Genomic DNA, 11,870 nt, shown 5'->3' on the forward strand with positions numbered 1-11,870 from the left:
ACCGTCCGGTGCCTCAGTCGCGCAGCCGCGGCAGGACCTTCGTGCGGTAGAAGTCGAAGAAGCCCTGTTGGTCCTCGCCGATCTGCTGCACGTACACGGTGTCGAAACCGGCGTCGACGAACGCGTTCACCGCCTCGACATGCGCATCCGGATCGTCACCGCACGGCACGGCGGATGCCACCTGCTCCGGTGTGACCAGTTCGCTCGCCTGCTCGAAGTGGCGCGGGGTGGGCAGGATCTGCCCCAGCTCACCGGGCAGTTGCTGGTTCGCCCACAGACGGTGCGCGGTGCGGACCGCCTCCCGCCGGTCGGGGCCCCAGCACGCCTTGAAACCGCCGTACACCGGCTTGGCGCCACCGCCACCGCGCCGGAAACGTTCGACCAGGGCGCGGTCGGGCATCATCGTGATCAGCCCGTCGCCGATGCGCGCCGCGCTCTCCGCGGCCTGCGGGCCGAAGGCGGAGACGTCGATGGGCACCGGCTCGTCGGGCAGGGTGTACAGCCGGGCGTTCTCCACGGTGTAGTACCTGCCGTGGTGGCTGATCTGCTCACCGGTGAGCAGGTTCCGGATGATCTGCAGGGCCTCCTCCAGCATGGCCAGTCGAACCGCGGCCTCGGGCCAGCCGGTGCCCAGGATGTGCTCGTTGAGGGCTTCGCCGCTCCCCACGCCCAGCCGGAACCGGCCGCCCAGCTGTACCGCGCTGGTGGCGGCGGCCTGGGCGATCACGGCGGGATGCGTGCGCACCAGCGGGCAGGTCACCGCCGTCTCGACGGGCAACGAGACCGCCTGCGACAGGGCGCCGATCACCGACCACACGAACGGGCTCTGGCCCTGTCGGTCGTTCCACGGGTGGTAGTGATCGGAGATCCAGAGGGCGTCGAACCCGGCCTGCTCCGCCATGCGCGCCTGGTCGACGAGCGCCGCCGGAGGGTGTTCCTCGCAGGACAGGAAATATCCGAAGTGAGCCATCTGTATGCCTTCCTGGTGGAACGTGGCCGCGCTTCGAGTACCCGGGGGAGCGGACCGTCGAACCCGCCCTGTACGCGGCGGGGGTGCCCGGCCGGCGGCAGCGCGTACGGCGCGAGGTTCGTGGCGGTCCGTGTCGCCCGGCGGGCCCCGGGTACCCGGCCCCTGCCTGAGCCGTCGTACGGCTGCGGGCGCCGGGCCGGGTGAGCCGGGTGAAGGGAGTGGTCGTGAGGACGAACGCGCAGGGCTCGCAGCACGCACGGCACGCCGCAGCGGCCACCCCGCCCGTCGCCGCGAAGGGGCCGCCGCCACCGCACAAGGACCCGCCCCCTGACCGCGGCCGGCAGATCCTCGAAGCGGCCAAGCAGGTGGGTGCCGTCCTGAAGCGGTCGGGGCACCGGTTCGCGCTCGCCGGGAGCGTGGCGGTCTACGCCCACGGCGGCGGCGACCGCCCCCAGCACGACGTCGATTTCTGTGTCCTTCCCGAGGACGCCGGGGCGGTGGCGGAGGACCTGCGCGCGGCCGGTCTCGGGGTGCGCGTCCCGCCGGAGGACTGGCTGCTGAAGACCACGTGCCTCGACCAGGACGTCGACCTCATCTTCGAACTGTCCGACCGGCCGGTCACCGAGGAACTGCTGGACCGCGCCGAGGAACTGCCGGTGGACTCCGTGCGCATGCCGGTGCTGTCGGCGACCGATCTGCTGGTGAGCCTGAACACCGCCTTCTCCGAGCACCACTGCGACTTCGGGGCGGTACTCCCCGTGGCCCGCTCGCTGCGCGAGAAGGTCGACTGGGACGAGGTGCGCAGCCGGTGCGGACACGAGCCGATGCCCGCGGCGTTCCTGTTCCTGCTGGAGCGGCTGAACGTCATCGCCCCGGACCGGCCGCCCGCATCGCGGCGGGAGCACCGGTGAACCCGCGGGGCTGCCTGGAGTACCGGGTCGCTCATCTGGCCGAGCGGCTGGCGGAGGGCAACCTCGGCGAGCTGGGTGTGCGGGCCGAGATCCGCGGCGAGGCCCTTGTGCTGACCGGCACGGTGGGCACCGTCCGGTGCCGCGAGGACATCCTGCGCATCGCCCACGAGACCTTGCCGGGCCTGCCCGTGCACAGCGACCTCGTCATCGCGGACAGCGGTCCGCCCGACCACGCGGAGGAGTTCTGGTGATCCGGGTGGCGGCCGTCGGCGACATCCACATGGGGCCCGAGAGCCGGGGCACGCTCCGCCCCGCCTTCGAGACCCTGCCGGACTGCGCGGACGTGCTGCTGCTGGCCGGTGACCTCACCCGGCACGGCACCCCCGAGGAGGCGCGCGTGGTCGCCCGGGAGATAGCGGACCTGGGCGTGCCGGTGGTCGCCGTCCTCGGCAACCACGACCACCACGACGGACGGGCCGACGAGGTGACGGCCGTCCTGCGGGACACCGGAGCACAGGTCCTGGAGGGCGAGGCGACGGTCGTGACCGGGTCCGGACTGCGCATCGGCGTGGCCGGCACCAAGGGGTTCGGCGGCGGGTTCGCCGGCCGCTGCGCCGGTGAGTTCGGCGAAACGGTCATGAAGGAGTTCGTCCGCTACTCGCGCCGCCGGGCCGACGGCCTGCGCGGCGCCCTGGAGGAACTGGGCCGCGGCGAGTGCGATGCGCGGATCGCCCTGACGCACTTCTCTCCCGTGCCGGACACACTGGCCGGTGAACCCCTGGAGATCTACCCCTTCCTCGGCAGCTATCTGCTCGCCGAGGCCATCGACACGGCCGGCGCCGACCTCGCCGTCCACGGCCATGCGCACTTCGGCGCGGAGCACGGCATGACCGGGGGCGGGGTCAAGGTGCGGAACGTGGCACAGCCCGTCATTGGGCGGGCCTTCCACGTCTACTGCCTGCCCGACGGGGGGCCCGGGGCGGCGCCGACCCGCGGGCGCTCCGCGCGTCCGCTGCCCGTCGCCGGGCGACCGCCGCCGTGAGCTGCTGTCGCACCGGCTGCGGCAGCGTGCCCCCGGTCACCGCGGTCACCACGTTCGAGGCGAGGCGGTGCAACTTGGTGTTGGTGCCCTGGGAGGCCATGACCAGCACGTCCCAGGCCTCGTCGGCGCTCAGTCCGAAGGAGGCCATCAGGATGCCGCGGGCCATGTCGATCTCCGGCCGGGTCTGCAGGGCGCGCCGAAGCTGGACGACCTCCGAGCGCAGGCCGTCGCCGTCGCCGTCGTCCGTGGCTACGCCGTGCTCGCCGTCTGTGCTGTCTGCGCCGCCTGCGCCGTCTTCGGTGTCTGCGCCGTCTGCGGTGTCTGCGGTGTCTTCGTCGGGGTCGGCGTCCGTGGCCTTCTGCGCCGGCGTGAACAGGCCGCGGGTGTCCGTGAGGGTCAGCAGCCGTTCCGCCACGGGACTGGCCGCCGTCACGGCGATCGTCTTGCCCACGGCGAGCGCCTGCCGGCGAAGCGTCAGCAGCACATTGAGCGCGGAGCAGTCCCAGAACGTCAGGTCGCCGAGATCCAGGTCGAGGCGCGAGACCGGCTTGTCCAGCGCGGCGCGCAGGGTGTGCTCCAGCAACTCGGCGTCGTCGAAGCAGAGTTCTCCGTCGATGCGGACGACGACATGGTCGCCGTCACATCGCGTGACGATCGAGGAGGAGATCGTTCTCGTGCAGACGGGGTCGTGCCCGTCGGACCGTGTCGTGTCGGGCGGCTGCGGCATGACTGCCTCTCCGTGGGTCCTGCGTATCCCCGGCCACCAGCCTCGCCCGCCGTGCGCAGCCCGTCAAGATATACATGAATTTTGTTTCGTTCTTTTGAGTACGTGCACGCCCGGCCGTACCCTGTTGCCCATGGTTGGAGTGGATGGAGTGCCCGAGCCGCACATCGGATGGACGTTCCTCACCAGCCACGCCCGTGTGCTGGCCACCATCGCCGACAACCGCAGGGCGCGCATCCGCGACATCGCCGCGCGCTGCCGGCTCACCGAACGCGCCGTTCAGAAGATCATCTCGGATCTGGAGCGGGACGGCTATCTCTCCCACACCCGCCAGGGGCGCGGCAACAACTACCGGATCGACGCCACCAAGATCCTGCGCCATCCGGCCGAAGCCGACCTGACGGTGGCCTCCCTGCTGTCGCTGCTGATCCGGGACGAGGCCGAGCGCCACGGCGTGGTGCGGCAGGTCCCGTCCGACCGGTGAGCGCACCCCCGGCGCCGAAGGACGTCAGCCGAACGCGTCACGCAGCGCCGGGAGCAGCGTCTTCTCCGACCAGTCCAGGAACTCCGGCTGCGTGTCGCCGCCGATCTGGACGAGGGCGACCTCGGTGAACCCGGCCTCCGCATAGGGCCGTACCGCCGCCACGAAGTCGTCCGGGTCGTCGCCGCACGGGACGGCCGCGGCCACGTCGTCGCGGGTCACGAACCGGGTCGCCTGCTCGAAGGAGTCCGGGTGGGGCAACTCCGAGTTGACCTTCCAGCCGAGCCCGAACCAGCGGAACTGCGCGTGGGCGCGGCGTACGGCGGTGTCGCGGTCGCGGTCGTGGCTCACCGGGAGCTGACCCACCCGCGGCTTGCCGGTGCCGCCGTGCCGGTCGAAGGCGTCCAGCAGGCCCTTTTTGGGTTCGGTGGCGATGAGCAGGTCCGCGAGACGGCCGGCGAGTGCGCAGGACCGGTCCCCGGACACCGCGATGCCGATCAGCGGCGGCGTTTCGGGCAGGTCCCACAAGCGGGCCGACTCCACCTGGAAGTGCGTGCCGTGATGCGTCACATGGCCGCCCTCGAACAGGGCGCGGATGATCCGCACCGCCTCGTCGAGCATCTCGTGCCGCACGTCGACCGGGGGCCAGCCGCCGCCCACCACATGCTCGTTGAGGTTCTCGCCGGCACCGAGCCCGAGCCGGAACCTGCCCTCGGACAGCAGGTGCACGGTGGCCGCCTGCTGGGCCACCACCGCCGGGTGGTAGCGGACGGTCGGGCACGTCACGTACGTCATCAGCGGGATGGACGAGGTGGCCTGGGCCGCGGCGCCGAGGACGCTCCACGCGTACGGGGCGTGCCCCTGGGAGCGCAGCCAGGGGAAGTAGTGGTCGGAGATCACCGAGAAGCCGAAGCCCGCGCCCTCGGCACGGACGACATGGTCCACCAGGTCACGCGGGCCGGACTGCTCGGTCATCATCGTGTATCCGATGTGCACCATGACGACCCGGGTCCCCCGGGGGACGGCCGGAAAACGACCGGACCGGCGCTTCGTTTCGTCCGACTCCCACCGGGCACCCGATGGCGCCGTGCCTGCGCGTCGCGGGACGGTGGCGGTCCCACGGTGCTTGGATGCCGGTGGCGGCGTAAGGAGGCGGGCCATGACGGGGCGTACGGTCCTTGCCGCCATCGGTGAACTGGCGGCCTGGTGGGCCGGGCTCGCCCTGCTGTGGCTGGTGCTCATCAGCTCGGTCCAGCCCCTTGAGATCGCGGTCGGCGCGAGCGCCGCGGCCCTCGGGGCCGTCGCCGCGCGGGCCGCACGGCAGGCGGGGAGGGAACGTTGAACGGCTGGGTTCTCGCGGCGACGATCCTGCTCGGCGCGGGGCTGGCGGCGACCGTCTGGGGCGTGGCGAGCGGGCCGCCGGCCCGCCGGGCGGTGGCACAGAACCTCACCACTTCCGTCGCCTGCCCGAGTCTGCTGCTCCTCGCCGAGGGCTACGACCGCTCCTCCTATGTGGATCTCGCCCTGCTCCTGGCGCTGCTGGGACCGGTCGGCACGCTCGTCTTCGCGCGGCTGCTCGCCGAGGACCTGGCCGAGACCAGGGCGTCCGCCTGGCGGCTGACGTGGGCGGCGGCAGGCGTGGGCGCGGTCGTCGTGGTCGCCGTGTGCGTGGCCCAGGGCCCGGGGCGCGCCATGGTGAAGCTCCTGGTGACCGGCGCCTTGCTGATCGGCGGGAACCTCGTCGCCTCCCGTGCGCTGGCGGGCGGCTTTCGGGGGGTGCGCGGTGGCTGACGCGTCGATCGTCGTGGTTCTGGTGCTGGTGGCCGCCACCGCCACGGCGGCCGTCGCCACCCGCGATCCGGCCCGTCAGGCGCTCGTGCTGTCCGTGCTGGGCGTCGTCCTGGCCGTGCTGTTCACCGTGTTGCAGGCCCCCGACGTCGGCCTGTCGCAGCTGGCGGTCGGCGCGGCCCTCACCCCGCTGCTGATCATGCTGTCCGTGCGCAAGCTCAGGCGGCGCGCCCGGACCCGGGACAGGGACGGCGACGGATGAGCCGCCGGCTGCGCCTGGCCGTGCTGGCCTGCGGCGGCGCGGGCCTCGCCGTGCTGCTGGTCCTCGCCTGCCTCGACCTGCCCTCCTTCGGCGGGCGATGGCATCCCTACGCGGAGCGGGCCGTGCGCGCCTCACTGGCCCGGCACACCGCCAACACCATCGCCTCCGTCAACTTCGATCTGCGCGCCTACGACACCCTCGGCGAGATGAGCATCCTGTTCGCCGCGGTACTGGGCTGTGTGGTCCTGCTACGGCAGGCCAGGGACGAACACCGTGCGCCGCCCGCACCCGCCGACGTGGCACCGCCCGTGAGCCGCTACGCCCTGATCGTGCTGCCCGTCACCCTGGTCGTGGGCGTCTACGTCATCGCCCACGGGCAGCTCAGCCCCGGCGGCGGATTCCAGGGAGGGGTGGTCGCAGCCACGGCACTGCACCTGCTCTACCTCGGCGCCGACTACCGGGCCCTGGAGCGCATCCGCCCGATCGGGGCGTTCGAGGTCTGCGACGCGCTCGCCGCCGGCGCGTACCTGGTCCTGGGCCTCGCCGGCGTCCTGGCCGGCACCGCCTTCCTTGCGAACACGCTGCTGCCCTACGGCACCTTCAACACGCTGTCGTCCGGCGGCACGGTGCCCCTGCTGAACGCGGCCATCGGCATGGAGGTGGCGAGCGCCGTCGTGGTGCTGCTCGCCCGGTTCCTCGATCAGGCCGTCGAGATCGAGGAGGAGCAGGGGAGTTGAGCCGTCCGTGATGCATGTCTTCCCCTATCTGGTCGCCGTCTACATCTTTCTGGCCGGCTGTCTGGGCCTTGCGACCAGCCGGAACCTGATCCACGCCGTGGGCTGTCTGTCCGTGTGCCAGTCCGCGACGTACGTCCTGCTGCTGGCCGTCGGCTACCGGGACGGCGGGACCGCCCCCGTCTTCTCCGATGTGAAGCCGGGCACCCGGCCCCTGGTGGATCCCGTCGTGCAGGCCCTCACCCTCACCGACATCGTCGTGGGCGCCACCGTCACCGCGCTGCTGCTTGCGCTCGTCCTGCAGGTCGCCAAGCGGCACGGCACGGTCGACCCCGACGAACTGATGGAGCTGCGCGGCTGATGCACCATCTGCTCCCGCTGCTCACGGCGGTGCCGCTGCTGGGCGCCGCGGTGCTGGTCGCCACGGGCCGCCGGCTGCCACGGCTCGCCGCGGAGAGCACCGCATGCGCCGTCTCGGGCGGCGCCGCGGCCCTCGCGCTGGTGCTGCTGGCGCACTCCTCGCCCACCCTTGCCGAACACGTCGGCGGATGGGGGCCCGGCATCGGCATCGTGCTGGTCGGTGACGCACCGGCGCTCGGCACGGCCGCCCTCGTCGCGCTGCTGACGCTCGCGGCACTGGTGTACTCCTGGCACTACTTCGACGAGCCGCCGCGCGGCCACGCCGGTTCCTTCCCGGCCCTGATGCTGGTGTTCCAGGCGGGAATGTCCGGCTTCGCCCTGGCCGGCGACCTGTTCAACGCGTTCGTGTTCTTCGAACTGATGGGCGTCGTCGCCTACGCGCTGACCGGCTACCGGATCGACGAGGCGAAGCCCGTGCAGGGCGCCCTGACCTTCGGCGTCGTCAACTCCCTGGGCGCCTACGGGCTGTTGATGGGCATCACGCTGCTGTACGCGCGCACCGGCGAGCTGGGCATGGCCCGCATCGGAGACGGCCTGGACGCACACGGCGGACCCGACGCACTGGTCCTCGCGGCGTTCGTGCTGGTGACGACGGGCCTGCTGGTGAAGGCCGCCGCCGCGCCGTTCCACTTCTGGCTCCCGGACGCCCACGCGGTCGCCCCCACCCCGGTGTGCATGCTGTTCTCCGGCGTCATGGTGGAACTCGGCGCGTACGGCGTCTGGCGGGTGTACACCACCGTGTTCGCCGGGCCGGGCGGCATCCCGGCGGGCGACGTGCAGCGCGCGCTGGTGACCCTCGGCGTGCTCACGGCGCTGACCGGGGCCCTCATGTGCTGGTACCAGCGGCACATCAAGCGGCTGCTGGCCTACTCCACGATCGCCCACATGGGTCTGTTCGTCGTCGGCATCGGCGTGCTCAAGCCGGCGGCCGAGGACGGAGTGGCGCTGTACGTCCTCGGGCACGCCGGGGTGAAGGCCGCGCTGTTCGCCTGCGCCGGTGTCCTCCTCGACCGGTTCGGCAGCCTCGACGAGCACGCCCTGCACGGCAGGGCCCGTCGGATGCGCGGCGTGGGGGCGATGTTCGCGGTGGGCGCGCTCGGTCTCGCGGGCCTGCCGCCGTTCGGCACGGCCCTCGGGAAGTCGACCGTCGAGGAGGCCGTCGGCGGCCCGCTCACGGCGCTGTACGTCACCGCGTCGGCGATCACCGCCGCCGCGGTGCTCCGGGTCACCGCCCGGGTCTTCTGGGGACTCGGCCCACGCCCCGAGGACTCGTCAGGCTACGAGACCACCGGCTTGCGCGAGCAGCCCGAGACCGGGGGCAGACTGCTGCGGGTCCCGGACACCATGACGGCCGTCCCGGCGGTGCTGCTCGCCGCCGCGCTCGCCGTCGGCGTGGTGCCCGGTTTCGCCGCGGCCGTGGCCCGCGGTGTCGACGCCGCGGGCTCCGGGGACGTGCACTGGAGGCCGCCCGGTGTCCTGCTCGGTCTGCTGTCCACGGGGCTGGCCGTGGCTCTCGCCTGCCGCGCCGTGGTACGTCCGCGCCGGGTGCCGGCCCCGGGCTGGGCGCAGCGGCTGCGGCGGCTCCAGTCCGGGCACGTCGGAGACTATGTGGCCTGGCTGCTGCTCGGGGCCGCCGCGCTGGGGGCGCTGGCCCTGCCGGGCGTCCTCGGCGGCTGAACCGGGTTGTCTGCGTCAGTAGCGCTCAGGAGGGTCCCTACCCGGCGCAGGGCGTCCGGTCCGGCGGAGCTGTGCCAGCGCGCCGGATCGGCCGTGCGCCGTCCCCCGGCAGCGCCGACACCGTGCGCCTCCCGAACCGGCGGCGCCCCGTCGGCCGAGCCGTCGGCGCCGTAGCCAGAATTTTGCATGTCTCTGCATTTTTTCAGTAGAGTGCAAGGTGTGGAGAAGCGGGAGCGCACCGTCGGGCTGCGTGAGCAGAAGAAGAGAGCGACCCGGCACGCCCTGTTCGAGGCGGCGATACGGCTTGCCGCGGAGTACGGCGTGCAGCAGGTGACGGTCGAGGCGATCAGCGAGCGGGCGGGCGTCTCGCCGCGGACGTTCTTCAACTACTTCAAGGGCCGTGAAGACGCGTTCGTCATGGCCGACCCGGAGGTGGGGGAGCGGATCCGGCAGGCGGTGCGCGAGGCCCCCGCCGAGCGTTCCGCGCTGGACGTGCTGCGGGAGGCCATGGCCGAACAGATCGCCGGCATGGAGCTGGATCGCGAACTGTGGTCGCTGGTCGCCCTGGTGCTCTCCCGCTCCCCGGAACTCACCTCCCGGCTGCTGTCCCTGCAGGCCGAGGAGGAGCGGGCGCTCGCCGAGGCGTTCACGGTACGGCTTCGTGCGCAGGGCACGACCGGCCCCCGGGCCGAGCTGTATGCCACGCTGCTCGCCTCGCTCAGCACCGCCGCGATCCGCGTCGCGATGACGCACTGGTACGAACACGACGGCGGCAGCGCGTTCCTCGACGTCTTCCACCAGGTCTTCGATCAGCTCGCCGCGGGGTTCGTCCGCCCCCTCGACGAGTCCTGAACCGATTTCTTCCCGTCCTTCGAAGGATCACCCGTGAGTGCTGTGAGCGCCGAGGCGCCCCCCGTCCCGATGCAGTCCCGTCAGATACTCCAGGCCATGTCCGGGCTGATGGCCGGCATGTTCGTGGCCGTTCTGGCCGGAACCGTCGTCTCCAACGCGCTGCCCCGGATCATCGCCGACCTCGGAGCGAGCCAGTCCTCCTACACCTGGGTGGTCACCGCCGAGCTGCTCGCGATGACGGCCACCGTGCCGTTGTGGGGCAAGCTCTCCGACCTGTTCAACCAGAAGCTGCTGCTCCAGCTGTCGCTCGGCCTCTTCGTCGTCGGCTCCCTGGTGGCCGGCTTCTCCCAGGGCGTCGGCATGCTGATCGTGAGCCGCGTCATCCAGGGCATCGGCGCTGGCGGTCTCACCGCGCTCGCCCAGGTGGTCATGGCCGCGATCATCCCGCCGCGTGACCTCGGCCGCTACGGCGGCATCTTCGGCGCGGTGTTCGCCGTCGGGACCGTCGCCGGCCCGCTGGTCGGCGGCGTGCTGGTGGACACCGACTGGCTGGGCTGGCGCTGGTGCTTCTTCGTCGGCATCCCCTTCGCGCTGGCCGCCATCGTCATCCTGCAGCGGACACTGCGGCTGCCCACCGTGCGCCGTGAGGTGCGGATCGACTGGCTGGGCGCCTTCCTCATCGTCGCCGGTGTCTGCGCCCTGCTGATCTGGACCTCGCTCGCCGGCAACGAGTTCGCCTGGGCGTCCTGGCAGACCGCCGCGCTGACCGGCGCCGGTGCGGTGCTGCTGGCGGGGGCCGTTCTCGTGGAGTCCCGGGCGGCCGAGCCGGTCATCCCGCTCACCGTCTTCCGCAACCGCACCGTCACGCTCACCACCGTGGCCAGCTTCTTCGTCGGTCTCGCCATGTTCGCCGGATCGGTCTTCCTCGCCCAGTACTTCCAGGTCGCCCTCGGCAAGTCGCCCACGGTCGCGGGCCTGATGAGCCTGCCGATGATCGGCGGCCTGCTGGTCTCCTCCACGGTGGCCGGACAGATCATCAGCCGCACCGGACGCTGGAAGGCCTTCCTGATCGCCGGCGGCGTCGTGATGAGCGCGGGCCTCGCCCTGCTGTCCCTGCTGGACTCCGACACCGGGTTCGGGGTCCTCAGCCTCTACATGGCCGTCCTGGGTATCGGGGTCGGCATGCTGATGCAGAACCTCGTGCTGGCCGCGCAGAACGATGTGGCCGCGCACGAGTTGGGCGCCGCGACCTCCACGCTCTCCTTCTTCCGCAGCCTCGGCGGCACCGTCGGCACCAGCGTCCTCGGTGCCCTGCTGGCCAACCGGGTCGCCGACGAGATGGCCAAGGGGCTGAAGGACCTGCCCGCCGAAGCCGCCCAGGGCGCCGCGGCAGGCGGTCACGGGGCGGTCCCGGACATGACCACCCTGCCCGAGCCGGTGAAGGGCGTGGTCGAGCACGCCTACGGCGTGGCCACGGGCGACCTGTTCCTGATGGCCCTCCCGTTCGCGGTGATCGCGCTGATCGCCGTGCTGTTCGTCAAGGAGGCGCCGCTGAAGACCACGACGGCGTTGCAGCGCAGGGCCGAAGAGGAGACACAGAGGTCTCCCGACCTCACCCACTGACGCCCCCGCGCCGGCGGGGTGGTGGCCTTCGGGTTTTGTGTCGTCGCGGTCGGTCGGGTGGGTCAGGGTGGTGGGAATCCGGCGGTGTCCGGCAGGTCCGGGTCGAGGTCGGGGCGGCGCAGTGGGCCCATGAGTGCGCAGTCGACGTCGACCACGCCCTCGACCCCGCGCACCAGCCGGGCCACGACGGGTACGGGTGTGGTGTTCGGGACGTGGGCGGTGAGTGTCCGGACTCGCGCATCGGCGCCCTGGCGCGGCCGGGACGTGCGGGCCGGCACCGGCTCCGTGTCGTCGCGGTCGGTCGGGTGGGTCAGGGTGGTGGGAATCCGGCGGTGTCCGGCAGGTCCGGGTCGAGGTCGGGGCGGCGCAGTGGGCCCATGAGTGCG

Annotated in this window: 15 protein-coding genes and 1 pseudogene; 12 read left to right on the forward strand and 4 right to left on the reverse strand. The window is 72.2% G+C overall.

Going from position 1 to position 11,870, the window contains the following annotated elements; all coding sequences use genetic code 11:
• Window positions 1–13: 13 nt before the first annotated feature.
• On the reverse strand, window positions 14–970 hold the full coding sequence (locus ACFYTE_RS17215) for an LLM class F420-dependent oxidoreductase (protein ID WP_388710367.1): 957 nt from the start codon (window positions 968–970) through the stop codon (window positions 14–16).
• A gap of 224 nt (window positions 971–1,194) precedes the next feature.
• Between ACFYTE_RS17215 and ACFYTE_RS17220 the strand changes: the two genes are divergently transcribed.
• The 3 genes from ACFYTE_RS17220 to ACFYTE_RS17230 are packed head-to-tail and all read left to right on the forward strand — an operon-like array spanning window position 1,195 to window position 2,923.
• On the forward strand, window positions 1,195–1,881 hold the full coding sequence (locus ACFYTE_RS17220; protein WP_388710369.1) for a hypothetical protein: 687 nt from the start codon (window positions 1,195–1,197) through the stop codon (window positions 1,879–1,881).
• A complete protein-coding gene (locus ACFYTE_RS17225; protein WP_388710371.1) occupies window positions 1,878–2,132 on the forward strand; it encodes a hypothetical protein in 255 nt (84 codons plus the stop codon). The genes ACFYTE_RS17220 and ACFYTE_RS17225 overlap by 4 nt, the downstream gene beginning before the upstream one ends.
• The gene (locus ACFYTE_RS17230) at window positions 2,129–2,923 is read left to right on the forward strand and encodes a metallophosphoesterase (RefSeq protein ID WP_388710373.1); all 795 of its coding nucleotides are present in this window, start codon (window positions 2,129–2,131) and stop codon (window positions 2,921–2,923) included. The genes ACFYTE_RS17225 and ACFYTE_RS17230 overlap by 4 nt, the downstream gene beginning before the upstream one ends.
• Here ACFYTE_RS17230 and ACFYTE_RS17235 read toward each other — a convergent pair.
• Complete coding sequence (locus tag ACFYTE_RS17235) at window positions 2,811–3,650, reverse strand: ANTAR domain-containing protein (RefSeq protein ID WP_388710375.1); 840 nt, start codon at window positions 3,648–3,650, stop codon at window positions 2,811–2,813. The genes ACFYTE_RS17230 and ACFYTE_RS17235 overlap by 113 nt on opposite strands.
• Before the next feature lie 130 nt (window positions 3,651–3,780).
• Here ACFYTE_RS17235 and ACFYTE_RS17240 point away from each other — a divergent pair, with 130 nt between their 5' ends.
• Complete coding sequence (locus tag ACFYTE_RS17240; protein ID WP_388710377.1) at window positions 3,781–4,131, forward strand: helix-turn-helix transcriptional regulator; 351 nt, start codon at window positions 3,781–3,783, stop codon at window positions 4,129–4,131.
• Window positions 4,132–4,155: 24 nt separating this feature from the next.
• Here the strand turns inward: ACFYTE_RS17240 and ACFYTE_RS17245 are convergent, their stop codons facing one another.
• Entirely contained in the window at window positions 4,156–5,127 is a 972-nt protein-coding gene (locus tag ACFYTE_RS17245) for an LLM class F420-dependent oxidoreductase (protein ID WP_388710379.1), read from the reverse strand.
• 160 nt (window positions 5,128–5,287) lie between these two features.
• Here ACFYTE_RS17245 and ACFYTE_RS17250 point away from each other — a divergent pair, with 160 nt between their 5' ends.
• The 8 genes from ACFYTE_RS17250 (at window position 5,288) to ACFYTE_RS17285 (ending at window position 11,484) form a co-directional block, all read left to right on the forward strand.
• A complete protein-coding gene (locus ACFYTE_RS17250) occupies window positions 5,288–5,470 on the forward strand; it encodes a hypothetical protein (RefSeq protein WP_388710381.1) in 183 nt (60 codons plus the stop codon).
• Window positions 5,467–5,919: a monovalent cation/H+ antiporter complex subunit F gene (locus ACFYTE_RS17255; protein ID WP_388710383.1), complete on the forward strand. Its 453-nt coding sequence runs from the start codon at window positions 5,467–5,469 to the stop codon at window positions 5,917–5,919. Before ACFYTE_RS17250 ends, ACFYTE_RS17255 begins: the two co-directional genes overlap by 4 nt.
• On the forward strand, window positions 5,912–6,178 hold the full coding sequence (locus tag ACFYTE_RS17260; protein ID WP_388710385.1) for a hydrogenase subunit MbhD domain-containing protein: 267 nt from the start codon (window positions 5,912–5,914) through the stop codon (window positions 6,176–6,178). Before ACFYTE_RS17255 ends, ACFYTE_RS17260 begins: the two co-directional genes overlap by 8 nt.
• Entirely contained in the window at window positions 6,175–6,915 is a 741-nt protein-coding gene (locus ACFYTE_RS17265; protein ID WP_388710387.1) for an MnhB domain-containing protein, read from the forward strand. Before ACFYTE_RS17260 ends, ACFYTE_RS17265 begins: the two co-directional genes overlap by 4 nt.
• 10 nt (window positions 6,916–6,925) lie before the next feature.
• The gene (locus ACFYTE_RS17270) at window positions 6,926–7,273 is read left to right on the forward strand and encodes an NADH-quinone oxidoreductase subunit K (RefSeq protein WP_388710806.1); all 348 of its coding nucleotides are present in this window, start codon (window positions 6,926–6,928) and stop codon (window positions 7,271–7,273) included.
• Complete coding sequence (locus ACFYTE_RS17275) at window positions 7,273–9,009, forward strand: complex I subunit 5 family protein (RefSeq protein ID WP_388710389.1); 1,737 nt, start codon at window positions 7,273–7,275, stop codon at window positions 9,007–9,009. Before ACFYTE_RS17270 ends, ACFYTE_RS17275 begins: the two co-directional genes overlap by 1 nt.
• A gap of 186 nt (window positions 9,010–9,195) precedes the next feature.
• Window positions 9,196–9,861, forward strand: a complete 666-nt coding sequence (locus ACFYTE_RS17280) for a TetR/AcrR family transcriptional regulator (RefSeq protein WP_388710391.1) — start codon at window positions 9,196–9,198, stop codon at window positions 9,859–9,861.
• A gap of 69 nt (window positions 9,862–9,930) precedes the next feature.
• Window positions 9,931–11,484 carry an MDR family MFS transporter gene (locus tag ACFYTE_RS17285; RefSeq protein WP_388710809.1) on the forward strand — a complete coding sequence of 518 codons (1,554 nt, stop codon included), beginning with the start codon at window positions 9,931–9,933 and terminating at the stop codon, window positions 11,482–11,484.
• Window positions 11,485–11,546: 62 nt separating this feature from the next.
• On the opposite strand, the pseudogene ACFYTE_RS17290 reads toward ACFYTE_RS17285, so the two are convergent.
• Window positions 11,547–11,870, reverse strand: a pseudogene (locus ACFYTE_RS17290) (hypothetical protein); the annotation flags it as partial.

The organism is Streptomyces sp. NPDC004629 (assembly GCF_042873595.1).
GTDB lineage: Bacteria > Actinomycetota > Actinomycetes > Streptomycetales > Streptomycetaceae > Streptomyces.

Excerpts from the sequence above, each read along its gene's own strand:
- ACFYTE_RS17215 (WP_388710367.1), bottom strand. The coding sequence starts at position 970 with ATGGCTCACTTCGGATATTTCCTGTCCTGCGAGGAACACCCTCCGGCG.
- ACFYTE_RS17235 (WP_388710375.1), bottom strand. The coding sequence starts at position 3,650 with ATGCCGCAGCCGCCCGACACGACACGGTCCGACGGGCACGACCCCGTC.
- ACFYTE_RS17240 (WP_388710377.1), top strand. The coding sequence starts at position 3,781 with ATGGTTGGAGTGGATGGAGTGCCCGAGCCGCACATCGGATGGACGTTC.
- ACFYTE_RS17245 (WP_388710379.1), bottom strand. The coding sequence starts at position 5,127 with ATGGTGCACATCGGATACACGATGATGACCGAGCAGTCCGGCCCGCGT.
- ACFYTE_RS17250 (WP_388710381.1), top strand. The coding sequence starts at position 5,288 with ATGACGGGGCGTACGGTCCTTGCCGCCATCGGTGAACTGGCGGCCTGG.
- ACFYTE_RS17265 (WP_388710387.1), top strand. The coding sequence starts at position 6,175 with ATGAGCCGCCGGCTGCGCCTGGCCGTGCTGGCCTGCGGCGGCGCGGGC.
- ACFYTE_RS17270 (WP_388710806.1), top strand. The coding sequence starts at position 6,926 with ATGCATGTCTTCCCCTATCTGGTCGCCGTCTACATCTTTCTGGCCGGC.
- ACFYTE_RS17275 (WP_388710389.1), top strand. The coding sequence starts at position 7,273 with ATGCACCATCTGCTCCCGCTGCTCACGGCGGTGCCGCTGCTGGGCGCC.
- ACFYTE_RS17280 (WP_388710391.1), top strand. The coding sequence starts at position 9,196 with ATGTCTCTGCATTTTTTCAGTAGAGTGCAAGGTGTGGAGAAGCGGGAG.
- ACFYTE_RS17285 (WP_388710809.1), top strand. The coding sequence starts at position 9,931 with ATGCAGTCCCGTCAGATACTCCAGGCCATGTCCGGGCTGATGGCCGGC.